Source organism: Actinomycetota bacterium, from assembly GCA_012837825.1.
Classification (GTDB): domain Bacteria; phylum Actinomycetota; class Humimicrobiia; order Humimicrobiales; family Humimicrobiaceae; genus Humimicrobium.
The window spans coordinates 1-23,199 of record DUQM01000069.1 but is presented as its reverse complement, the minus strand read 5'-3'; the positions used below and the strand labels follow the sequence as shown (position 1 = coordinate 23,199).

The 23,199-nt window shown below is 37.6% G+C and carries 23 protein-coding genes; 22 read left to right on the top strand and 1 reads right to left on the bottom strand.

All coding sequences use genetic code 11. The features are described 5' to 3' along the window. Positions 1–71: 71 nt before the first annotated feature. The 17 genes from GXZ93_05145 (at position 72) to GXZ93_05065 (ending at position 17,817) form a co-directional block, all read left to right on the top strand. Positions 72–947 carry a class II fructose-bisphosphate aldolase gene (locus tag GXZ93_05145; GenBank protein ID HHT79167.1) on the top strand — a complete coding sequence of 292 codons (876 nt, stop codon included), beginning with the start codon at positions 72–74 and terminating at the stop codon, positions 945–947. Beyond that, entirely contained in the window at positions 944–1,951 is a 1,008-nt protein-coding gene (locus tag GXZ93_05140) for a PHP domain-containing protein (GenBank protein HHT79166.1), read from the top strand. The genes GXZ93_05145 and GXZ93_05140 overlap by 4 nt, the downstream gene beginning before the upstream one ends. 111 nt (positions 1,952–2,062) lie before the next feature. Continuing rightward, positions 2,063–2,926, top strand: coding sequence for a transketolase (locus GXZ93_05135; protein HHT79165.1), 864 nt, complete (start codon positions 2,063–2,065; stop codon positions 2,924–2,926). Continuing rightward, complete coding sequence (locus GXZ93_05130; protein ID HHT79164.1) at positions 2,916–3,899, top strand: transketolase family protein; 984 nt, start codon at positions 2,916–2,918, stop codon at positions 3,897–3,899. The genes GXZ93_05135 and GXZ93_05130 overlap by 11 nt, the downstream gene beginning before the upstream one ends. Positions 3,900–3,952: 53 nt before the next feature. Then, a complete protein-coding gene (rpiB, locus tag GXZ93_05125; GenBank protein HHT79163.1) occupies positions 3,953–4,399 on the top strand; it encodes a ribose 5-phosphate isomerase B in 447 nt (148 codons plus the stop codon). A gap of 122 nt (positions 4,400–4,521) precedes the next feature. Further along, positions 4,522–5,466, top strand: coding sequence for a sugar-binding transcriptional regulator (locus tag GXZ93_05120; protein ID HHT79162.1), 945 nt, complete (start codon positions 4,522–4,524; stop codon positions 5,464–5,466). Positions 5,467–5,558: 92 nt separating this feature from the next. Then, positions 5,559–6,611 carry a LacI family transcriptional regulator gene (locus tag GXZ93_05115; protein HHT79161.1) on the top strand — a complete coding sequence of 351 codons (1,053 nt, stop codon included), beginning with the start codon at positions 5,559–5,561 and terminating at the stop codon, positions 6,609–6,611. Between the two features lie 136 nt (positions 6,612–6,747). Further along, positions 6,748–7,395 (top strand): hypothetical protein, encoded by a 648-nt coding sequence (locus tag GXZ93_05110; protein HHT79160.1) that lies wholly within the window; start codon positions 6,748–6,750, stop codon positions 7,393–7,395. Between the two features lie 21 nt (positions 7,396–7,416). Then, positions 7,417–8,865, top strand: coding sequence for a hypothetical protein (locus tag GXZ93_05105; GenBank protein ID HHT79159.1), 1,449 nt, complete (start codon positions 7,417–7,419; stop codon positions 8,863–8,865). Between the two features lie 395 nt (positions 8,866–9,260). Beyond that, positions 9,261–10,352: a sugar ABC transporter substrate-binding protein gene (locus tag GXZ93_05100; GenBank protein HHT79158.1), complete on the top strand. Its 1,092-nt coding sequence runs from the start codon at positions 9,261–9,263 to the stop codon at positions 10,350–10,352. A gap of 131 nt (positions 10,353–10,483) precedes the next feature. Then, on the top strand, positions 10,484–11,947 hold the full coding sequence (locus tag GXZ93_05095; protein ID HHT79157.1) for a sugar ABC transporter ATP-binding protein: 1,464 nt from the start codon (positions 10,484–10,486) through the stop codon (positions 11,945–11,947). Between the two features lie 14 nt (positions 11,948–11,961). Continuing rightward, complete coding sequence (locus tag GXZ93_05090) at positions 11,962–12,963, top strand: ABC transporter permease (GenBank protein HHT79156.1); 1,002 nt, start codon at positions 11,962–11,964, stop codon at positions 12,961–12,963. A 32-nt stretch (positions 12,964–12,995) separates the two neighbouring features. After that, positions 12,996–14,006, top strand: a complete 1,011-nt coding sequence (locus tag GXZ93_05085; GenBank protein HHT79155.1) for an ABC transporter permease — start codon at positions 12,996–12,998, stop codon at positions 14,004–14,006. A 58-nt stretch (positions 14,007–14,064) separates the two neighbouring features. Continuing rightward, positions 14,065–15,555: a rhamnulokinase gene (locus GXZ93_05080; protein ID HHT79154.1), complete on the top strand. Its 1,491-nt coding sequence runs from the start codon at positions 14,065–14,067 to the stop codon at positions 15,553–15,555. 21 nt (positions 15,556–15,576) lie between these two features. Continuing rightward, on the top strand, positions 15,577–16,557 hold the full coding sequence (locus GXZ93_05075) for a TIM barrel protein (protein ID HHT79153.1): 981 nt from the start codon (positions 15,577–15,579) through the stop codon (positions 16,555–16,557). A gap of 16 nt (positions 16,558–16,573) precedes the next feature. Next, positions 16,574–16,894 carry an L-rhamnose mutarotase gene (locus GXZ93_05070; protein HHT79152.1) on the top strand — a complete coding sequence of 107 codons (321 nt, stop codon included), beginning with the start codon at positions 16,574–16,576 and terminating at the stop codon, positions 16,892–16,894. 17 nt (positions 16,895–16,911) lie between these two features. Then, entirely contained in the window at positions 16,912–17,817 is a 906-nt protein-coding gene (locus tag GXZ93_05065) for an alpha/beta hydrolase (GenBank protein ID HHT79151.1), read from the top strand. A gap of 129 nt (positions 17,818–17,946) precedes the next feature. Here GXZ93_05065 and GXZ93_05060 read toward each other — a convergent pair whose 3' ends face one another. Further along, positions 17,947–18,387, bottom strand: coding sequence for a hypothetical protein (locus GXZ93_05060; protein ID HHT79150.1), 441 nt, complete (start codon positions 18,385–18,387; stop codon positions 17,947–17,949). 117 nt (positions 18,388–18,504) lie between these two features. Here GXZ93_05060 and GXZ93_05055 point away from each other — a divergent pair, with 117 nt between their 5' ends. From GXZ93_05055 to GXZ93_05035, 5 genes are all read left to right on the top strand, one after another. Then, entirely contained in the window at positions 18,505–19,278 is a 774-nt protein-coding gene (locus tag GXZ93_05055; GenBank protein HHT79149.1) for a uracil-DNA glycosylase, read from the top strand. Then, positions 19,278–19,808 carry a tRNA (adenosine(37)-N6)-threonylcarbamoyltransferase complex ATPase subunit type 1 TsaE gene (gene tsaE, locus GXZ93_05050; protein ID HHT79148.1) on the top strand — a complete coding sequence of 177 codons (531 nt, stop codon included), beginning with the start codon at positions 19,278–19,280 and terminating at the stop codon, positions 19,806–19,808. Before GXZ93_05055 ends, tsaE begins: the two co-directional genes overlap by 1 nt. After that, a complete protein-coding gene (gene tsaB / locus GXZ93_05045) occupies positions 19,805–20,749 on the top strand; it encodes a tRNA (adenosine(37)-N6)-threonylcarbamoyltransferase complex dimerization subunit type 1 TsaB (protein HHT79147.1) in 945 nt (314 codons plus the stop codon). The genes tsaE and tsaB overlap by 4 nt, the downstream gene beginning before the upstream one ends. Before the next feature lie 24 nt (positions 20,750–20,773). Then, positions 20,774–21,820: a tRNA (adenosine(37)-N6)-threonylcarbamoyltransferase complex transferase subunit TsaD gene (tsaD, locus tag GXZ93_05040; GenBank protein HHT79146.1), complete on the top strand. Its 1,047-nt coding sequence runs from the start codon at positions 20,774–20,776 to the stop codon at positions 21,818–21,820. 24 nt (positions 21,821–21,844) lie between these two features. Continuing rightward, the coding region (locus GXZ93_05035; protein HHT79145.1) for an MFS transporter at positions 21,845–23,199 on the top strand (1,355 nt) is incomplete at its 3' end.

The window sequence follows — 23,199 nt, the reverse complement described above, 5'->3', positions numbered from 1 at the left end:
GTTGCATATAATAATCAGAAACTCTCCTGTATGGAAGCTTTTTGATTATTTCAGAATGAAAGAAGGATTCTATGACTTATGTAAACACGGTGAAAATGTTGCAGGACACAATGCACAAAAATTATGTGGTAGGGGCTTTTAACATTATAGATGTGACCACAATGAAAGCTGCAATAGATGCTGCAATTGCCAAAAAATCTCCTCTGATTATTCAGACTTCACAAAAAACTATTTTACAGTTAGGGTATAAGGTTTTGTCAAATACAGCAAAATTTCTGGCAGATGAAGCCGGAGTAGACGTTGCAATGATGCTTGACCATGGTACTGATCCGGAAATAATCAGAAACTGCATCAATAACGGATGGAGTGCTGTAATGGTAGACGGTTCTTCAAAGCCTTTTGAGGAGAATATAAGATTTACAAGAGAAATAGTTGAAATTGCTCACGAAAACAATGTAAGCGTTGAAGGTGAGCTTGGTCATATTGGAGGAGTAGAAGAACATATAATTGTAGACGACGGCAATGTACAACTGACGGATCCTGATAAAATTTTGGAATTTAAAGAGCTTTCAGGTGTGGACAGCCTTGCTGTTGCAATAGGAACTCAGCACGGTCTGTATAAAGGGAAAGTCACGCTTGATTTTGACAGGCTTGAAAAAATAATGAAAATAGCCGTTTTTCCCATTGTAATTCATGGAGGTTCCGACCTTCCTGAAGAAGACTTTAAAAGAATTGTTTCTTTAAATCCGGCGAAAATGAATATTTCCACCGAAATCAAGCATGCATATCTTGACGGCTTTAAAGAGTATATAAATAGCAGCGGGAATGAGTATGAACCCATAAAAGCAATAGGTATTGCATATGAAAATACTAAAAAACTTATTATGAATTATATGGACAGGTTCGGAAGCACTAATAAATGTTTGCGGGATAGAGGTTTTAAATGAAAGAGTATTTAAAAAATAAGAAAAATTCTCAGGAAAAGAATAAATCTTATGAAAACACAGACATAGTCCGATATGAATGCGATCTGCACTGTCACACAGACAGATCGGATGGAAACGATACACCCCTTGAATTTATCTTGAAAGCAAAAGAAGCAAATATGAAGGCGGTTGCAATCACAGATCACGATATTACTCCCCCTCTTTTCATAGAAGATGAGAATGGTAAAAAAATATTCTCTGTAATCTTTGCAAAAGAAAATAATGTTGACCTTGTCCTTGGCTATGAATTTTCCTGTGATACCAATGTTGATGATGTGCATATTCTTGGCTATAAATGTGACTGGGAAAACAGAGCCATAATAAATGAATCCCTTAGAGCGAAGAAATCGAAATCCGATGCATACAGAAAACTCTGTATAATTTTAAGCGAAAATGGATATGAAATAGACTTTGATCTGGACATCCTTCAGTACAGGGATGAAAATAATCAGGCAAGGACAAGAAAACCAGAGGAAGTAGAAAAGAAGCTTATTTTTGAAACAATGGCAAAAAAAGGATTTGCTCCCACCTGGCAGGATGCAAAAATCATGGTAAGGGACAATCCGGTCTTTAACATAAAGAGGGAGAAAATAAATCCGGCAGATGCAATAAAAATCATAAAAGATGCCGGCGGAATAGCGGTTCTTGCACACCCTTATTTAATTGACGAATCCGTTGCTTCAAAAGAATCCGGGAAAATGACAAGATATGACTATATATGCAGGCTCATTGATGCCGGCCTGGACGGAATTGAGTCAACCTATACCTATGACAAGACTTCGTACAAAGGAAGCATGAGTCCCGGTGAAATAAAAAAAGAAGTTGAAGAAATATTCGGCGGAAAAGTCAGGTTTTTTACAGGAGGCTCGGATTATCATAATGATGGCAAAAAAGGAGTTAAAAATCCCAGAATGATGGGGGAAGCCGGCATTTCCTATAAAGAATTTGTAAAAATCTTTTATTAAATCACATATTTAGATAAAATATAAGTCCGGCATTTCAAAACATGCTTATATTTATATTTGACAAAATATTTATATAGTATTTATTAATTATTAACAAAGGTAAGGATGATTATGACAGTTGTTCTGGATAGAGCTGAAATAAAACAGCTTACAGAAAGATCTTACAAATGCAGAAAGAACATTCTTAAGATGATGCGTCTTGGGGAGGCACATATCGGCGGGGCTTTCTCAAGCCTTGATATTATGACTGTTCTTTACAACAAGGTATTGAACCACAAACCTAATGAACCCAAATGGGAAAAAAGGGACAGATTTATTCTGTCTGCCGGCCACAAATGCATGGCGCTTTATACTACTCTTGCAGATCAGGGCTATTTTGATGAGGAAGTGCTCTGGACATATAACTCATTTAATACAAAAATTCCCATGCATCCGGATGAAAAAGCTCTTCCGGGCATAGAATTCCCCACAGGTTCACTTGGCCACGGCCTTTCTGTAGGACAGGGGATGGCGCATATAGCAAAAATGGATAATATACCTTTCAGGGTGTTTGTCATGCTTGGCGACGGTGAAAGCGCAGAAGGAAGCTTATGGGAAGCAATAATGTCGGCCGGACATCACAAGCTTGACAATCTGATTGTAATAGTTGACAGAAACGGGCTGCAAGTCAATGGCGAAACGGCTAAGATCATGGACACAAGTGTTCTTGAAGAAAAGTACAAAGCATTTGGCTGGACGGTGCGAACTATAGATGGACATGATTTTAATCAGATCTATGATGCTCTTTCAAGCGTACCTTTTGTAAAGGGCAAACCATCGGCAATAATTGCGGACACTATAAAATGCAAGGGCCTGTCTTTTGCGGAAAGAAAATTTGAGTTTCATCACTGGCATTTTAAGGAAAATGAAGTAGATGGGGCTATAGAAAATGTTGAAAACAGCTGTAGGGAGGAGTTGGTAAGAGTTGAAAAGTAATTATAAAAACCTGATTTTTAATGACATAAATGACGAAGCCGTCATGGAGGATCCAAGAAAAATACTTGCAGAAGCTCTGGTTGAGCTTGGAAAATCCAATAAAGATGTTGTATTTGTATCTGTAGACTCCTCGCTTGGAGCTTCAGGCGGTCCTTTTAACAAAAATTTTCCGGAAAGACATTTTGAATTCGGAATTGCAGAACAGAATGGCATGGGCGAAGCTGCAGGGATGGCTACCTGCGGAAAAATACCTTTTATAGCAGGATATGTTCCCTTTGTATCTTACAGATGTTTTGAGCAGGTTCGTGATGACGTGTGCAAAACCAATTTAAATGTAAACATCATCGGCAACAACAGCGGATTTTCAGTAAGTGCACTCGGGCCTACACATGTTGTTCTTGAAGATGCAGGGGTGCTCAGGAGTCTTCCGAATCTGACAATATTAAATCCTGCAGACGGAAGCGAATACAGGCAGGTGGCAAAAGTTGCATCTGAAATTGAAGGACCCGTCTATATAAGAGTGTCTAGAATAAAAGCCAGAAGAATATTTGATGACGAACACAAACTTATTCCGGGCAAGGCAAATGTATTAAAAGATGAGGGTGATATTACAATAATTGCTACGGGCACTATGACCCTGAATGCTCTTGTTGCTGCTTCAATGCTTGAAACAAAAGGAATAAAAGCAAGAGTTATAAACATGAGCACCTTAAAACCTATAGATGAAGAAGCTGTTATTGATTCTGCAAAGAAAACCAAAAAGATAGTTACAGTAGAAGAACATTCTATAATAAATGGTCTCGGTGCAGCAGTTGCAGAAGTGGTTGTCAGAAACAATCCTGTAAAAATGAAATTTATAGGAACTCCCGATAAATTTGCAGTAGTCGGCAGTTATGAAGAATGTCTTGACTATTATAATCTGACCCCTGAAAAAATTGCTTTACAGGTAGCTGATTTTGCAAAAGAATCATAAATAAGTTTTGATTCGGGTAAAATATTATAGATAAAATTAATATTGGAGGAAAAATGAAAGTTGCAATAGGTTGCGATCATCAGGCGGAAGTTATAGATATGAAAAATGCTCTTATAGAAGTTTTAAAGGAAAAAGGCATAGAATTTAAAGATTTCGGTGTTTTTTCAACAGATCCTGTAGACTATCCTGATATTGCCAAAACTGTTACTCTGGAAGTGCAGAATGGTAATTATGAAAGAGGGATTCTCGTGTGTGGTACAGGTATAGGAATGGCAATATGCGCAAATAAATTTGACGGCATCAGAGCAGCAGTGTGCCATGACCTTTATTCCACACAGAGATCCATACTCTCAAATAATTGCAACATGGCTGCATTCGGCGCTCTTGTTACAGGTAAAAATACGGCACAGGAACTTTTAAAAATATGGCTTGACCTTGAATTTGTTGCAGGAAGGTCTTCAAGAAAAGTAGAGAAAATATCCGAGCTTGAAAAACTTTAGAAAACATTGGTTATATGAAATTGCTATCTTTAGACAACAAGATTTTAAAATAAAAAATTGAAGATTTTACCGATGTTGCATTTATATTGATTATTTAAGTATGTTCGGATGATTAGATAAAAATGGCTTATGATTTTAAATTAATGGTAAAAGTAGCTACTCTTTACTATAAAGATAGATTGACTCAAGATGAAATTGCACAAAGAATTAAAGTATCTAAATATCAGGTAAACAGGATTTTAAAACGTGCTCTTGAAGCAGGTATTGTTCAGATCACTATAAATGATTCAATGTCCGGCATAACGGATCTGGAAGACAAGCTTGAAAAAACTTTCGGATTGAAAAGAGCAATAGTAATAGATAATAACGGTCTTTCGGACAAAGAACTCAAGGTAAAGATGGGCCAGGCTACTGCCGGATATCTGATGGAAATCATAAAAAATCGTGATGTAATTGGAATAGCCTGGGGAACTACTGTAAATGAAGTAATAAATCATCTTCCGCGCAAAATCAATAAAAATGTTAAAGTAGTGCAGGTAACAGGAGGCATACACCAGCTTGCGCTTAATCTGAACTGTCAGGATATTGCGCGGAGACTGGCCGACAAGTTTGATGTTGAGCCGCATCTTATATATGCACCTGCAATCGTAGAATCAAAAAATCTCAGAGATCTGCTTTTAAGAGAGCAGTCCATAAGGGATACCTTTAAATTTTTTAAGGATATAAGTATTGCTCTCGTTGGGATAGGAGCCATATCAAAGAAAACGACATCCACTCTTGTTGAAACAGGCAGCATTAATGAAGAAGAGCTTAAAAAACTGAAAAACCAGTCGGCAGTTGGTGACGTATTTTCCCATTTTATTGATATCAACGGAAATATTGTAGATAAAAGCATTGATAGCAAGATGATAACAATATCAACTGATGATATTTTGAAGATTCCCTACCTGATAGGAGTGGCCGGAGGAGAATCAAAGGCGGAAGCTGTTCTTGCAGCCATGCGCGGCAAGTATGTTAACATACTTGTAACAGATAGCGGGGCAGCTTCAGGACTTCTTAAAATATGAGTCTTTCCAATATATTTTAAGAAGTCTTTTTGTTTTTTTGATTTTTATATTATAATTTCCATATATTATAAAAACGTTTTTTATGATTATTTATGAAGGATTCCCAGAAAAGAAAATCCGGAGTTGCCTCAATAAAAGATATTGCCAGCGAAGCCGGAGTAGCGATTTCCACAGTTTCAAATGTAATCAATGAAACCAGATTTGTTGCTGAAGATACAAAAGAAAAAGTTCTTGATGCCATTAAAAAACTTAATTACAGGCCCAATATTATTGCCAGGGGACTTAGAATAAAGAGCACCAGGACCATAGGCTTAATTCTTCCTGATATCAGTTCTTCCTTTTTCTCCCAGGTCATATATGGAATAGAAGAAATAGCAAGACAGAGAGATTATACAATGATACTGGGATGCACCAATTTCGATTTTCGGGAAGAAGTTAAGATAGTTAACAGGCTTCTTGATTCTTTTATAGACGGGCTGATATTTTTCTCCGGTTTTGATAATTATGAATTTATAAAAAAGATATATGACAGAAACATCCCGATTGTTGTCATTGATAAAACTTTGGGCGACAGCGAAATACCGACTGTTGTAATTGATAATGTTGCAGCGGTTGAGAACTGTGTCAATTATCTGTGCAGCTATAATCATAAGAAAATCTGCTATGTTACTTTCAGCCTGGGCAATCAGACAACAGTAAGGCAGAGATATGAAGGATATCTTTCAGGTCTAAAAAAGAACGGTATAGATTTTGACCCGGATTTTGTGCTGATGAGTGAGGACATGAGGCTTAATGAAACAGCTTCCAGCTATAGGATTGTAAAAGATTTTCTAAAAAAAGGAAAACTGCCGACTGCTTTTCTAACTGCAGCAGATGTTTTTGCCTATGGTATTCTCAGAGCCTTGTCTGAAGAGGGGTTTAAAGTTCCGGAAGACATATCGGTTATGGGTTTTGATAATATATTATTTTCACAGTTTACAAAGCCGCTTCTTACAACATTAAAGCAGCAGAAAAGAGTTATGGGAAAAATAGCCATGAATCTGCTTGTTGATATTATTGAAGGAAGAGAGGTTAAGGACAAGACTATAATTGTGCCTACATCTATCGTTGAGAGGGAATCTGTATCTTTTGCAAAAGATAAATGATTTTTTTATTAATGAATGCAGCAATATTTTTAATGCATTAACTCTATTATGGCAGTATATGCTTCCGTGATGATTGTTTTGACGGACTTATATTTTAAACATTTTATATGTCATAAATTTTCATAAGGAGGGAAAATTGTCAGAAACAGCTCTCGAAAAACTTAAATATATTGTTTTGGATTTTGATATCGATAATGCTGAGGAAGCAGCAAGGGAAGCCATATCCCGGGAAGTGGATCCGATGGAAGCGGCAAAAGTACTGACCGATGCCATAAGAGAAATCGGGGAAGGGTTCGAAAAAGGAAATTATTTTCTGCCGGATCTCGTATGCGCTGCAGAAGTTCTGAAGAAAGCAATACCTGTCATTACTGAAGAAGTACAGAAACAGGGAAAAAAATCCGGTTCTCTTGGAAAAGTGATAATCGGAACAGTTTTTGGCGATATACATTCAATTGGAAAAGGTATGGTCGCAACGCTGCTTTATGCAGCTGGATTTGAGGTAATAGATCTTGGTATAAATGTTAAATCTGAAGCTTTCCTTGATGCAGTCAGGGAGCACAAGCCGGACATACTTGCAATGAGCGCTCTGTTAACCACAACGGCAATGGAACAGAAGAATGTTATTGAAGGATTAAAGAAGGAAAAATTAAGGGACAAAGTCAAAGTCATAATAGGAGGTTCTCCGATAAACCAAGAGTTTGCAGATTCAATAGAAGCGGACGGATATGGCGCAACTGCGCCTGACGGAGTAAAAGTTGCAAAAAGCCTTCTTGGCATCAAGTAAATTTTAATTAAGGAGAGAAAAATGCAAAAAGGTTTTAAAAGAAACTTTGAACCATTAAAAATTCTTACCGATAGCCAGGTTGAACAGATACACACAGCTTCTTTAAATGTACTTGAGGAAGTAGGTTTTAAATTTGAATCAGAAAAAGCGCTCAAGCTGCTTGAAGAACATGGCTGTAAGATTGATTACAGTGCCATGAATGCAAAAATACCTGCCAGCCTGACTGAATGGGCTATTTTTAAAACTCCATCAAGTTTTTATTTAAAAGCAAGGGATCCGGAAAAAAGTCTGAGATTCGGCGGAAACACTCTTTATTTTTTTAACTCGGCAGGTGCAAGGTATGTGGATATTGATACGGGAACAGTCACCATGCCTACTCTTGAACAGAACAATCTCGGGGTAATTGTTTCGGATGCTCTTGATTCGGTCAATGCATTTCCTTCATACACGCCATATTTCGAAATAGAGGGTGTTCCCCCGGCTATGTCATGCCCTGTTTCCTGCGCCCAGAGGCACAGATTCTCATCCAAACCTTCAAGGGGAGCCCAGCCCACATATTCATATATCTGGGAAACAATGATTGCGCAGGCATGCGATGCACAGATAATGGGATGCGTTGAAGGCGCAGCCCCCCTTTCGCTTGCAGAGGATCCCTGTAAAGCAGCCTTTCATTATCTTGAAGCCGGCTTTCCCATATATATTGCTTCAGGCTCGATAATGGGAGGTTCTCATCCGATAACCATTGCAGGCGCTTCTGTAAGTCATAATGCAGAACTTCTTGCAATAATAGTTTTGCTTCAGTGTATAAGGCCGGGCTCTGGGGTGATTGCAAATAATTTTGTAACGGCAATGAACATGGCTACAGGGGATTTGAATTTCGGAACAGCGGCAACATCTCTCCATCAGATGGCATTCAACCAGATATGGCATTCATATTACAAGATACCTATTAATAATACAGGTTCGGCATTTTCCAATGCAAAGGTCATAGATTATCAGCTTGGGGCTGAGAAACTGCCTCTTGCCATGTCTTCTGCTCTTTCAGGGGCTAATCTTATAGTTCTTCATGGCGGGGTTACTGCTGAACTTGCCTATAATCCTATTCTTGCAATAATAGATGATGACATTGCAAACACCATAGGAAGAGTAATCGAGGGATTTGATGTAAATGATGACACAATAGGGCTTGACACGATAAAAAAAGTAGGAGCCTCAGGAACTTTTCTCTCGGCAAAGCAGACAAGGAATTACTGGAAATCTGAAGATTACATGCCAAAAATATTCGATAAAACTTCTTACAAGGAATGGGTTGAAAGCGGCAGAAAAACAGTTACAGACAAGGCAAAACAGAGATATGAGGAAATTATTTCCACTCACAAACCTCTTCCTTTAACTGAAAAGCAGGACAGTGAAATAGAAAAAATTCTGAAAGAGGCAGAAAAATTCTATAAACAAAAAGGTCTGATTTAAACCCGATCTGAATTTTGTTTTTATATAAAAAGTGTATCGGAAGATTAAAAAAACTTTGATTTTTTTATGATTGCTTCACGCTAAAAGTCCGGTTTATATTAATTATTAATTGACAAAACAAGCATATTAATGTAAATTGATATCGTTCAAAAAATCGTTTTTATAGATCTCCGTTTTAAAAACGCTAAATATATTGGAAGCAGAAGTTATTATTTTTTTAAAAAAATATTCTAATTAACTTTTTATTTATAATATTTGGCTAAACTTTTTTTAAAGGGAAGGAGGTTGATTTAAAAAAATTCTTACTTTATTTCTCTCTAACCGTTTTTGCAATTATCAACTGATAAGGTTTCCGGAAGAAAACAAAAAATCATTAAAAAAGGAAGGATGTTAAGATGCCAAAAACAAAATTAATACTTATTCTCGTTCTGGCAGCAGTACTGATTGCAACTTTCAGTATAATGCCGGGCTGTAAAACTTCACAGGCAGCAACTGATAAGACCGTTGCTGAATCAGAAAGCGGATATGCTCTTTATGAGCAACTGAGAGAATATGCAAAAGCAAATAAAGAATGGCCTGAAAAACTTGCGGCAAACTATTCTCTTGCTTTTACAAACATAATGGGCGGAATACCATTCTGTGAATCAGTATGGCAGAACGTACAGGATCAGTGGAAATTTGCAGGAGGCGATCCAAATAAGCTTTATTATGCAGACAACCAGTATGATGCGACAATGGGCCTTCAGAACGCTGATATTCTGCTTGCAAAGAAACCTAATGTGTATATTAACTTCCAGTTTGATTCAAAAGTAAACAGTATTATTTCAAATAAATTCGGAGCTGCCAACATCCCTATTATTGCTGTTGATGTTCCAACGCCAGGTGCTCCTTTCATGGGTGTAAATAATTTCCAGGTTGCATATATGGCAGGTGAGAAAGCAATCGAACTTGTTGAAGCAGCAGGTGGAATAGATACAATTGATAAGATAATACTTATGCAGATGCCATCGGGCGGAGAAGTGGTTATGCTTCGTTCAGAAGGCTTTTATCAGGCATTTGCTGACAAATATGGAGCAGATAAGATTGATCCGATGACAATCAGAGGTGATGGTGGAGCCGGTGAAGCTGAACAGGCTAATCAGGCTTTAACTGATATTCTTTCAGCTAATCCTGATATTGAAAATGCGGTATTAACATCCGTTAATGAGCAGACCATGTCAGGCTGTATTGCGGCTGTTCAGACTGCAGGCAGATGGGATCCTGAAAAATGGATAGTTGTTACCCAGGGTTGTGATGAAACAGGCCAGCAGCAGTTAAGAGACGGTCTTACTGATGGATCAGTTGCATATTTCCCTGAAAAATATGGCGAGTATCTGATTCCTGCTTCTGTAGCATTAATGAATGGTGCGCTTGTTCCTCCATTTATTTATGTTGAAAATGAAGTTATTACAGTAGACAATATTGATCAATTCTATCCGGCAAAATAAACAAAATGGATACTATATTCCTAAATAGTTAACTAATTTAAGAGGAGGCTAAGGCATGGATAAATGCCTTAACCTCCTTATTTGATTTTAACAGGTGGTGAGAAGTGACAGAAAATAATATTGTTTTGAAAATGGAAAAGATAACCAAGCAGTTTCCGGGAGTTCTTGCCCTTGATAATGTTTCGATTGATTTAAAAAAGGGAGAAGTGCTGGGAATACTTGGTGAAAACGGTGCAGGAAAGTCCACCCTTATAAAGATTCTTGCAGGAAATTACATAAAAGATGACGGAGAGATATTTATAGATGGTCAAAAATTTGAAATAAATAACCCTGGCGAGGCAATGGCCTCGGGTATCAGGGTTATTTACCAGGAACTCAATACTTTAAATAATCTCACAGTTGCTGAAAATATTTTTATTGGAGAGCAGCTTGTTAAAACCGGTCTAAAGATAGTTGACTGGAAATCGATGGTTAAAAAATCAAAAATAATTCTTGAATCATTAAATGTGGATTTAAATCCAAAAGCAGTGATGGAAGATTTAAGTGTTTCAGAGAAACAGGTAGTTGAAATAGCAAAAGCTTTATCGAAAGAAGCAAAGATACTTGTTATGGATGAACCGACTGCTGCTTTAAGCGAAGATGATACTAAATCTCTCTTCAGGATAATAGGAACTTTAAAAGAAAAAGGTGTTTCAATTATTTATATTTCTCACAGGTTGAAAGAAATATTCGAAATTACAGACAGGGTAACTGTTTTAAGAGATGGGAAAAAAGTAAAAACTCTTGTTACCGGTGAAACAAATGCAAATGAACTTGTATCTCTTATGGTCGGAAGAGATATTAAAGAAATGTATCCTAAAAGAGAGGTTCCCATAACCGAGGTTGTTATGGAAGTAAAGGGAATGAATGCAGAGGGATTAAAGGACATATCATTTGAATTAAGAAAAGGGGAGATACTTGGCATTTTCGGATTGCTTGGTTCCGGAAGGACTTCGCTTGTAAAGGCGCTTTTTGGTGCAAATCCTATAATAAGCGGCGAAATTTTTATTAAAGGTGAAAAAGTAAGTATGAAAAGTCCAAGAAAAGCAAGAGACAACAAAATCGGACTTGTTCCTCTTGACAGAAAAATAGAAGGTCTTGCGCTTGCTCTCGGAGTTAAGGAGAATATAACTCTTGCAAATATAAATGAACTTGGAAAAAGTTTTCTAATAAATAAAAGAATAGAAGCCCGGAAAGCGGAAAAATGGGTTAATGATTTAAACATAAAGACTCCCGGAATAGATACTGAAGTAAACAGTCTTTCCGGAGGCAATCAGCAGAAAGTTGTGCTGGCAAGGTGGCTGGAAAGTGGTTCGGAAGTAATTATTCTTAATGAACCGACAAGAGGAATAGATGTAGGTGCAAAGATTGAAATATACAAACTTATGCAGGACTTGTGTGAAAAAGGCGCAGCTATAATAATGGTAAGCTCGGAGTTGCCGGAGATTTTATCCATTGCAGACAGGATATTAGTTATGAGCAAGGGTAGATTTACGGAAGAATATTCCAAAAAAGAAGCTACCGAAGAAAAATTATTAAGTGCAGCCTGTATATAATATAGGAGGAAAAAATGGCTGAAACCAGCTTTCAAGAATCAAAACAGGAGAAGAAAAAAGTCGGTATAAGCAATACTTTAATGCTTTTTATAGTGCTGGTAATAATTATCGCGTTTTTTGGCATAACCAGCCAGATTAAATTCGGACAACAGTTTTTCTTTTCAGTTTTAAATCTTATTCCAATGTTAAGCAATATTTCATATGTCGGAATTATTGCATGTGTCCTTACGATGCTTCTCATAACGGGTGAAATAGATTTTTCCATAGGTGGCAATATCGGACTTACCGGTTGTCTGGCAGCACTCCTTTTAAGTAAAGGTATAAACGGCGTTCTGGTGGTATTGATCTGCCTTGCAGCAGGGACATTAATGGGAGTTTTTAATGGTTTTATAGTTACAAGACTGGGAGTCAATTCAATAATTGCCACTATAGGTACAATGTCTATATGGAGAGGAATAGGTTATACGCTTTCAAACGGGGAATCAATGCTGGCTTTTAATCCTGTCATTGATTATCTTGGCAGAGGGACAATATTTAAATACATCCCCTTCCCGATTGTTTTATTCATAATCGTCATTATTGTTACTTATATAATAATGAACAGAAGCAAGGTAGGCAGAAGAATTTACGCAATCGGCGTTAATCCAATGGCATCATATCTTTCAGGTACAAATGTAAGAGGAATAAAATTTTTATTATTTATATTCTGCGGGGCGGCTGCATCGCTTGGAGGACTGATGCTTACATCACTGTCGGCAGTGGGAATGCCCCAGCACGGACAGGGTCTTGAGCTAACGGTTGTTTCGGCAGTAATACTTGGAGGCACTGCTTTAAGCGGTGGCAAAGGACAGATACTTGGGACACTGGCAGGAGTTCTTATTCTCAGCGTTCTTTATAATGGGCTTACAATGCTTAATATCATGTATTTTTATATCCAGATCGTAAGAGGCATCGTTCTGATTCTTGTAGTAGCCACTTATGAGATAAGACAAAGCAGGGCGCTGCGAAGAGTTTAAAATAATATATTTTTAGCATAAATGGAGGATTAATGAATAATTTGGAGGCTAAGAATTCAAAAAACAGAAATGTATTTAAAAAAGCCCTTGGCATATTCACCCAGACAAAAACCCCTACGCCGTCATTAATTATACTATATATAATTATGGTAGTTATTTTTGCCGTTTCAAATGATAATTTCCTGACAATTGTAAATTTTAAGGGGATTTTTAATAACTTTGCTGTTTATGGGATTATGGCGGCCGGGATAACGATTGTTATGATTTCAGGAGGGTTTGATCTGTCAATAGGTTCCGTTGCCGGACTTGCAGGAATAGTTTCAGCAGTATTATTGATGGATGCCGGGGCAATTCCTACACCTGTGGTTGTAATACTTGCGCTTGTAATGGGAAGTGTTCTGGGGCTAATTAACGGACTTATCATAACCAAGGTTGGCATAAACCCCATTATCACGACTTTGGGCACGCTGGCTACAATAAGGGGAATATGCTATTTCTGGGCGAAACTTAATCCGAGAATCTATAATGATTTCATTGTGAACCTTGGTAGAAAGTTTCTGGGAAATGTCATTCCATATACGACAATCTATATAGTGGTCATATTTGTCATTCTTTCCCTCATACTGAAATTTACAAGGTTCGGCAGGGATATTTATACAATTGGCGGAAATGAGAATCTTGCACGCCTGGCAGGCATAAAGGTTGATCGGATAAAAATAATCACATATGTAATTTCAGGATTTTTTGCTGCTTTTGCAGGACTTGTCCTTATATCGCAGCTTGGTTCGGGAAGACCTGAATATGGTGACGGTGCTGAACTTGAAGTACTGACTATTGTTGTACTTGGCGGTGTTGCGGTCGGAGGAGGAAAAGGCAATTTTCTCGGAGTCTTTATAGCCCTTCTTATAATTGGGTCTATTTCCAACGGAATGGTTATGCTGGATGTGCCTGTTTACCTGAGAATTGTTGTGAAAGGTGCTTTGCTTGTATTTGCAATTTCTCTGGATGCAATTAGAAACAGGCGCAGATTGCAGCTATATTAACAATTTTTACCGGATGACAGTATTTATTATTTTATAGATATGGCAGGGATCGGGAATTATGGCTGAAAAAAATTATCTTGTTTTTGATTACGGGGCAAGCAATGGCAGGGCAATAATTGCCCGGTATGACGGTAGCAGGTTTGACCTGGAAGCAGTTCACAGATTTGAAAATCGGCCTGTTTATGCTTCAGGTACACTGTACTGGGATATACTGCGCCTTTTTTCTGAATTAAAAGAAGGCATTATTGCCTCAAAGAAAAATTATAAAAATATTGAATCGCTTGGAATAGATACATGGGGGGTAGATTTTGCGCTTTTTGATAAAAACGGAAAGATGATTTCAAATCCTCAGCATTACAGAGATAGTGCAAGATCAGAAGCTGCCAGGATAATGGAAAACGAAGGATATACAAGAAAGAAGCTATTCATGCTTACCGGAGGGCTGATACTTGATATTATGGGAATATATCATTTTTATGATTTGAAACTAAGTAATTCTCCCATTCTGAAAATAGCTGATAAATTTCTTATGATTCCTGATATTTTCAATTATTTCCTGACAGGAATGATGTTCAATGAATTTACCGAAGCTACTACTTCCATAGTATATGATCTAAGGAACAAAACCTGGAGCAGAGAGATACTTGAATTTCTTGGAATAAGCGAAAACCTTTTTCCTGAGGTGGTTCAGCCCGGTACAAAAATCGGGAATATACAGAAGGACATAGCAGAGGAACTGGATATAAAACCCATAAGCGTAATTGCGTCCGTATCACATGATACAGCTTCGGCAGTTACCGGAATTCCTGTAATTGATAAAAATAAAAACTGGTGTTTTGTGAGTATGGGAACCTGGCTTGTACAAGGCATGGAAACAGAAAAGCCTATAGTAAACGAAGATGTATATTCTTCCGGATTTGCAAACGAAGGAGGCGTAGAAGGAAGAAACCTTTTATCAAAAAACATTAATGGGCTCTGGATAATACAGCAGTGTATGGAGAAGTGGAGAAAAGATGAAGGAAGAAATATTGCCTGGCCGGAAATCGATGAAATGTTTCCCCGTGCGGAAGCATTCCGGTCTTTTATAGATGTAGATGATTCTGTATTCCTTCCTCCTTCTCCTGACATGCCAAAAGTTATTGCAGAATACTGCAAGGAAAAAGGGCAGAAAATACCTTCAGGTATCGGCTCGGTTGCGAGATGTTTCTACGAAAGCCTTGTTTTAAAAATCAGGTATAATGTCGGCAGGCTGGAAAATCTGACCGGCAGAAAAGTAGAGCTCATGCAGCTTGTTGGGGGAGGAACCAATAACAGGCTTTTATGTCAGTGGATAGCGGATGCTTTAGGGGTGATGGTTGCTGCAGGACCAACAGAAACAACTGCCGTTGGCAATCTTATTGCGCAGATGATAGGTAATGGGGAAATAAAAAGCGTGGAAGAGGGCAGGCAGTTATGCATAGATTCAGCAGATATAAAAAGATATGAACCTGCCGGCAGCGAAAAAGCAAAATGGGATACGGTTTACGATAAATATATCAGGATTTTATAATTTTAAAAAAGGAGAATCTCCATGAAACTTAAAGTTGATGCGCATCTATGGTGTCTTGGCACTTATAGTGAAAGATATGTTCCCGGTGGTTATTTTGAGCCTTTTACCGTAGATGAACAGCTTGAAATAATGTCAAAAATAAATGGACTGACAGGTGTTTTTACTTTTTATCCGACTCCGCCGCTTCCTGAAGATCCGGATAAGCTTGTAAAAAAAGTTGAAAATTTCGGACTGAAGGTGTCAAATCTTGCGGTTGAAAGCTGGGGGGACAGAAAATGGAAGCACGGAACATTCTGCAATAATGATGCAAAAATAAGAAAAGAAGCAGTAAAGCTTTTCAAAGATGCAATTGATTTTGCAAAGGCGGTAAAAGCAGAGAGCGTTTTATTATGGCCGGCCCATGATGGCTATGACTATGTTTTTCAGACAGATTATCTTGCCTCCTGGAAGTATATGGTGGAAACGGTGAGGGAAATAGGGGAATACGCAAAAGATTTGAAAATAGCCATAGAAGCAAAGTTAAAAGATCCAAGACAAAAACAGTTTATCGGAGATACCGGCAAGGCAATGGCTTTTGTAAATGAAGTTGGTCTGGAAAATGTAGGTTGCGCCCTTGATATAGGACATGCACTTCAGGCATCTGAAGGAATAGGCGAATCTGTAATTTTACTGGATCACTGGAAAAAGCTTATACAGGTACATATAAATGAAAATTACAAAGATGCTGATCCGGACATGATTTTCGGAACGGTTAACTTCTGGGAAATACTTGAATTCTTTTATTATCTTAACAAAACCAGTTATGACGGCTGGTGCGCCATTGACATTATTGCTCCCAGGGATGACAGAAAAAAGTCGCTTGAACTCGGAGTAAAGCTTATGTGGAAATTTCAGAAAATGGCTGAAAAACTTCTTGAGTATGAAAAAGAAATAGACAATAATCTTAAAGGATATAAATTTACTGATAATATGGATATGATAACGGATCTTATATTTAAATAATAATTCGGAGGGACATATGGCACGATACGGGATGATATGGAAGATAAAACCGGAACTTAAGGAACAGTATAAAAAAGACCATGATGAGATATGGCCTGATATGGCTGATGCGCTTAAAAAAGCCGGCTACTGCAACTATTCGATTTTTTTCAGGGAAGACGGTACTTGCTTTGCCTACCTTGAGAATGACAACCTTGAAAAAGGAGCTGCATGGATAGCAACAACTGATGTCTGGGCAAGATGGCAAAAAGCGATGGACAAGTATTTTGTAAAAAGTGATGAAAATATAGTAGGTCCTGAAATTAAAAATCTGGAAGAAGTTTTTCATATTGACTGATGACAAAGGATTGCTTTTTGGAAAAAGAAATTATTTTTTACAGTGATGGTTTTAAGATAGCCGGGACGTTAAGCCTGCCATGCAGGGAAAATGAAGAAGAAAAACTTCCGGTTGTAATAATGTCTCACGGATACGGAGCCGGACGCAATGAGTTTGGCGATTTTATTTTATTGGCCGGAAAACTTGCAAAAGAAGGATTTGCATCGCTGAGATTTGACTGCAGGGGTTGCGGTTATTCTCAATACCCTCTTGGACGAATGCTTTGCGCCACAGACTGGCGGCAGGACTTGATTTCCGCCATACATTTTTGTTCAGCCTATCCCGGTATTGATCCCGAGAGGATAGGGCTTTTTGGAGAAAGCATGGGTGGCGCAAACGTGATTGCTGCAGCTGCTCTTGAAAAAATTTCCAGATGCATTGTTTCACTTTCTCCTATTGCGGATGGATTTGAATGGCTTCAAAATAACTGGTCCAGGAACCGCGGTGTGAAAAAATTCAGGGAATTTCTGGATGTATTGGAAGAAGACAACAGGAGACAGGCTGTTTACGGCAGGTCAAATCTGGTAAAAATGAAAGATGCTCTTAATTACGAGCAGAGATATCTTGACCTAATAGATGTTCTCAAGAACCGCTTTACGGATCACGAATTCACTTACTATGTTGAACTTGCGTCAGTAAATTCAATAATACAACTCAGGCCGATAGATGTTGTCGACAGAATATCGCCAAAGCCGATTCTTTTGATGGCGGGCAAAAAAGATAAAATAGTTCCGTGGGAAGAACATGCCGGGCTGCTTTTTGAAAAAGCAGGCGATATCAAAAAACTGGAAGTTTTTGAACACGGAGAGCACGGACTGTTAGCCGAACCGACCAAAGCTGAAGCGCTTGCCTGTATCATTAAATGGTATAAAAAATATCTGTAAGATTTTAAGACAGCTTCATTCTTAATATTTTTAAAACCTGAAGATTTAAAAAATCCAAAGACCAGGAATAAATAATTTTTATTATAAAAACCGGCTGAAAAGGAAATAAAAATACCCGGATTATTTTTTCTACTCCACCTTAAAGGGTATCGTTTTTAGTTCCCTGCCGTTAAGGAAGATCCTGACTTCATAATTGCCAAAAGGAAATCCCTGTGAAATCTTTATCTTAAAAACATGACTACCTGAAAATTTTTTCTCGGGATTGAATGTCTTGCTGTCAATTTCAATATCCTCATCAAGAAAGGTCCATTTTGCGGTGATATTATCCGTGGCTTTCATATCGGTTAATTTTATTACAAGAAAAATCTCTTTTGTTCCACTGGCAAATATATTGGATTCTTCTGTCGGATTGTTGTTTGCATCAACATTTTTACTTAATATTATATCCTGTATTTCCATAGGTTTTTCACTACAGGCATATAATGAAGGAAACACTGTAATAAGTATGCATAAAACCAAAATCTTTGCCGCTTCTGAACATACTGATTTTAAAAAAGATTTTTTAATCATATCTGACAATCAACTGAAAGAATAATATCGGTTTTTATAATCTAAATTGTTAATTTAACTTGCGATTTTATGTTATTATACTTAAAAATTAAGAATTTATCATTAAAATAATTAGCTATGCAGAGATTTTCTGAAAAAAGAGAAGAACTTAAGAAGTTTTTTTATGAAATAAAAGATTGCAAAAACTGCAGTCTTGGAGAAAGCAGGATTAATTTTGTTTTTGGAAGCGGCAGCGCTGATTCAAAGATAATGTTTATCGGGGAGGCTCCTGGCAGAAATGAAGACATTCAGGGCAAACCTTTTGTCGGACAGGCAGGCAGGATACTGGATGAACTTCTTTCAATGATAGGCTTTGAAAGGAAAAATGTTTTTATTGCCAATGTTTTAAAGTGCAGGCCCCCTAAAAACAGGGATCCGCAGTTGGAGGAAATAAATAATTGCATGAACTATCTTTTCAGACAGATACAGATAATCAATCCTGAAATAATATGTCCTCTTGGGAGGCACTCAACACAGCTGATACTCAAGACGGATAAAAGCATAACAGGATTAAGGGGAAGAGTTTTTAAGATAGACGGTCGTTATGTAATGCCTATAAACCACCCGGCAGCTGTTTTGTATACTCCCTCAAGAATGGAATTGCTTAAAAGCGATTTCCTGAGAATTAAAAAGGTGATACAGGTTACCGAGGGGAAACAGACGGAAAATGAACTTTCTGTCGAGTCTTCCCCGGATGCAGACAGGTCGGTGCCATCAATGGAAAATTATTCAAAAGAAGGAATTTCCGTTTCAGAAAAGATTTCTGATAAAGAAGAATCACCCGGTAGGGTTCCGGCTTTAAATGAAGATAAGCCTGAAAATAAAACTTCGGATCAGATGGAGCTTTTTTAGTGGAACTGGTCTGCAAATCCCAATCAGCTGAAAATACAAAAGAAATAGGAGGGAAACTTGCATCCCTTACGGATAAAGGGGATATAATTCTTCTTTCGGGCGAACTTGGCGGAGGGAAGACAACATTTATTTCCGGTATAGCGCAGAGCTTAAACTCAAAACAGCCGGTTTCAAGCCCCAGCTTTACCCTTATAAATATATATGACTGCAGGAAAAATAAAAAACCTGTCGGAATCGTGCATTGCGACCTTTACAGGATTGATGAAATCAATGATATTTCCGGAATAGGTCTTGAAGACTATATTTATAATGAAGACTATATTGTTCTTATCGAATGGGCAGGAAGACTGAAGGAAGGAATCCTTAAAGATTTTCTTGAGATAAAGTTCGAATACATTATTGATGAGAAACAAAACAGTGATTTGGAATATAGTGAGAAACAGCACAGAAAAATAACTTTTAATTCAGAAAACAAATACTGGGACAGAAAAATTACTTTATTAAAAACCGGTCTTAAAAATTGTATATGAAAATATTAGCGATAGACAGCACATCAAAAAATTTAAGCATATGTATAAGTGATGGCAATGATATTCTGTCATTTGTAAATGATTACAGAAGCCTGAAGCATATGCAAAATATCATCGGCAATATAGATAAAGCCTTTATGAACCTGCCATTCGGCATACATGATATTGATCTTTTTGCTGTAAATCTGGGTCCCGGTGATTTTACCGGTTCAAGAATAGGTATAAGTATCGTTAAAACATTTTCAATGCTTTCAGGAAAGGACGCATTCGGGTTCAATGCCCTGGATGTTTTTGCTTTTTCATCTCTTTTTAAGAACATAAAAAAGATAAAAAAAAGAATTGACAGAGGCGGAAGAGCAATTATTATTCCGCTGATGGATGTCAGAAATCATGAAATTTTCTTTTCAGTATATGAAGCAGTTGTTTTGGAAAGAGAACCGACAGCAGTTAGCATAAAAGATATCTTTAATGAATTCCTTAATCAGAATGTAATTTTTATTTCTGCTGAAGAAGGCAGGAATATTTTAATTAAGAAATTATATGATAAAAATATTCTTATTAACAAGAATGAATTCGTGGAAAGATTCTTTCAGCTGCTGGTTCAGCTTAAGAGATTAAAACAGTATACCTGTTCAATGTACCGGAGCCTGTTTGCAGAAAAACCTTATGACAATAAAACAGGAAAACCCGCAGTTAAAAAGCTTGAAGCTATTGATTGCACACTGACCGGAAATGCCTTTTTCTCCTACAGTTCCATCTTTGAAGAACTCATGGCAAGGCTGTCAGATACAGATAATATAAAAATCATTATTGAGAAAAACAATAGATACACCAGAGCAGAACATATAAGCCGCCTTGCTTTTTTCAGGGCGCTGACCGGGACAGGGGACAAAAATATAGCACCTTTTTATGTCCGGGATTTTATACCGTTTGGAAAATGATTTAAAACAAAAAATCTTTAAAAAATGGCAGAAGGAAAAGAAATAAAAATTAATGAAAGCAAACAGGATGTATATATCCTGGGAGTGGAAACTTCTTGTGACGACACCTGTGCTTCAGTAGTTCGGAACGGAAACGAGATACTCTCAAATGTGGTTTCTTCCCAAAATGAAATACATGAGAAGTATGGGGGAGTGGTTCCGGAGATAGCTTCAAGAAAACACCTTGAGATGATAGATATTGTAATTAAAGAAGCTCTGCTAAAGGCAGATATAACCAGCTCCCGGATAAACGCCGTGAGTGTTACCAATCGTCCCGGTCTTCTTGGCTCACTGCTTGTCGGAGTAGGGGCGGCAAAGGCTTTCTGTTATTTTAAAAATATTCCACTTATCACTGTCAATCATCTTAAAGCTCACATTTTTGCAAATATTCTTGCAAACCCTGAAATAAAAGGCAAAGCAATTAGTCTTATTGTGTCCGGGGGGCACTCAAGCCTTTATATAATGGATGAAGAGTTCAATATAAAGGAAATAGGGCATACCGTTGATGATGCAGTCGGGGAAGCATATGACAAGATTGCGCGCTATCTGGGCCTTGGATATCCGGGCGGACCGGCAATAGACAGGATTGCAAAAAACGGAAATCCTGAGTTTGTAAACTTTACAAGACCAATGACACAGAGCGGAGACTATAATTTCAGCTTCAGCGGTATCAAAACAGCTCTTATATATCTGACCAAAAAAAATCCTGATATGCTAAAGGAAGAGAACCTTAGTGATATTTCCGCAAGTTTTCAGGCAGCAGCAGTTGATGCCCTTGTGGCAAAAACCATAAGAGCCGCCAGAGACTATAAAACAGATAAAATACTTGTAAGCGGCGGGGTTGCAGCCAATTCAAGGCTTCGGGAGCAGTTTGAAGCGGAGGGAAGGAAAAATAATATTGCTGTATATATCCCTCCTGTTTTTCTCTGTATGGACAATGCGGCAATGGTTGCCTCACTTGGCTACCGGCATTATATAAAAAAAGAATTTGCAGACCTGTCAGCTGATGTTTTTTCAAGGACAGATTTTTAAAACATTGATTTTTAACAGGAAACTATGCAGCAGAGATACAATTTAAGGCTATTATATATTGCTTATTCAATGCTTGGATTTACCGTTCCGATTTTCGATCCGCTTTATCCTTATTTCTCCACAACATTCGGAGTAGGATTTGATAAAATAGGACTTGTTTTTTTCGGAGGCTCTCTGATTGCAATTATATCAAATATAATAGCCGGAAGAGTCTGCGATCGCTATCCTTTCAGGAGGATTCTTCTTTTTTCATTTTTGGTTACATTTTTTGGTTTTTCATATTTTGCTGTCTGCCAGAGCTTTTTTTCTCTTATAATAACAGTGATCATTGTCAATATCGGATATAATTTCGTCTGGCCCGGATCATATTCAGCTGTTTTTATGGATTTTAGTGAAAATTATTCAGAGATATATGTAAATCTTGACAAGTTCTACTATTTTTCAACTCTTTTCGGCCCTCTTTTAGTAAGCCTTCTTTTTTACCTGAAGCTGTCTCCAAGGATTCTCTTTGTTTTTCTTGCTGCGGTATTCGGGGTAATGTTTGTGGTTTTTTACTTTACTTTCAGAAAAGAAGAAAAAAGAAAATATATGAAAGCCGGACTGAATATAGAAACTTCAGGTTTTATTTCAGGTCATGAAAGTTACCGGGCCCGCAATATGGCGGCTGACGAAAGAAACAGAAATACCATAAAAAACATTAATGACATTGAACATGATGAAGCGATGAACAAGAGTGACTGCAAAGAGAAAATTATTAATACGGATCTAAACAATGATGGACTGGAATGCACTTATGCATATAAAGGTTTCAGAACTATTTTTAAAAAAGCAACTGTTCTGTCTGCAGTAACCCTGACTTTATTTGCCTGTGTTATGGTAGGCTCATCTGCCTGGCTTACCACTTATTTTACATCATTTGATGTCCCTATTTTTTTAAGCTCAATATTTGTTTCAATCTACTGGTTTTTTACTTTTGTGGGGTTACAGCTCATATCAAAAATGCTCAAATATTTCAGCGAAGCAAGGCTGCTTTTTTATGGCGGGCTGCTCAGTTCGATAGGACTTGTTTTTTACGGGACTGTACCCAATATATATGTAAAAATAATATTTATCATTATGGTTGCAATAGGGGTTTCAGGAATATATCCTCTTGCTGCAGCGATATCCGTGAGGGAAAATCCGCAGGCATCCGCAACTGCTTCAGGCTTTACGGTGGCAATGGGAATTGCAGGCAGCCTTATAATACAGCCTTTAATGGGATTTGTTGCAGAATATTTTGACAAAAGAAACACCCCGTTTGTCCTTCTGTTCATATCTATTATAGGAACCTTCATCGCTTTTCTTATGGTAAAACACCTTAAAGAACCTGTGTTTCCGGG

Bases quoted from the DNA above. Each gene is read 5' to 3' on its own strand.
- GXZ93_05120 (HHT79162.1), top strand. From the start codon at position 4,522: ATGGCTTATGATTTTAAATTAATGGTAAAAGTAGCTACTCTTTACTAT.
- GXZ93_05100 (HHT79158.1), top strand. From the start codon at position 9,261: ATGCCAAAAACAAAATTAATACTTATTCTCGTTCTGGCAGCAGTACTG.
- GXZ93_05095 (HHT79157.1), top strand. From the start codon at position 10,484: ATGGAAAAGATAACCAAGCAGTTTCCGGGAGTTCTTGCCCTTGATAAT.
- tsaB (HHT79147.1), top strand. From the start codon at position 19,805: ATGAAAATATTAGCGATAGACAGCACATCAAAAAATTTAAGCATATGT.
- GXZ93_05145 (HHT79167.1), top strand. From the start codon at position 72: ATGACTTATGTAAACACGGTGAAAATGTTGCAGGACACAATGCACAAA.
- GXZ93_05135 (HHT79165.1), top strand. From the start codon at position 2,063: ATGACAGTTGTTCTGGATAGAGCTGAAATAAAACAGCTTACAGAAAGA.
- GXZ93_05090 (HHT79156.1), top strand. From the start codon at position 11,962: ATGGCTGAAACCAGCTTTCAAGAATCAAAACAGGAGAAGAAAAAAGTC.
- GXZ93_05060 (HHT79150.1), bottom strand. From the start codon at position 18,387: ATGATTAAAAAATCTTTTTTAAAATCAGTATGTTCAGAAGCGGCAAAG.
- GXZ93_05140 (HHT79166.1), top strand. From the start codon at position 944: ATGAAAGAGTATTTAAAAAATAAGAAAAATTCTCAGGAAAAGAATAAA.
- GXZ93_05080 (HHT79154.1), top strand. From the start codon at position 14,065: ATGGCTGAAAAAAATTATCTTGTTTTTGATTACGGGGCAAGCAATGGC.
- GXZ93_05075 (HHT79153.1), top strand. From the start codon at position 15,577: ATGAAACTTAAAGTTGATGCGCATCTATGGTGTCTTGGCACTTATAGT.
- GXZ93_05055 (HHT79149.1), top strand. From the start codon at position 18,505: ATGCAGAGATTTTCTGAAAAAAGAGAAGAACTTAAGAAGTTTTTTTAT.
- tsaD (HHT79146.1), top strand. From the start codon at position 20,774: ATGGCAGAAGGAAAAGAAATAAAAATTAATGAAAGCAAACAGGATGTA.
- GXZ93_05085 (HHT79155.1), top strand. From the start codon at position 12,996: ATGAATAATTTGGAGGCTAAGAATTCAAAAAACAGAAATGTATTTAAA.
- GXZ93_05105 (HHT79159.1), top strand. From the start codon at position 7,417: ATGCAAAAAGGTTTTAAAAGAAACTTTGAACCATTAAAAATTCTTACC.
- rpiB (HHT79163.1), top strand. From the start codon at position 3,953: ATGAAAGTTGCAATAGGTTGCGATCATCAGGCGGAAGTTATAGATATG.
- GXZ93_05115 (HHT79161.1), top strand. From the start codon at position 5,559: ATGAAGGATTCCCAGAAAAGAAAATCCGGAGTTGCCTCAATAAAAGAT.
- GXZ93_05070 (HHT79152.1), top strand. From the start codon at position 16,574: ATGGCACGATACGGGATGATATGGAAGATAAAACCGGAACTTAAGGAA.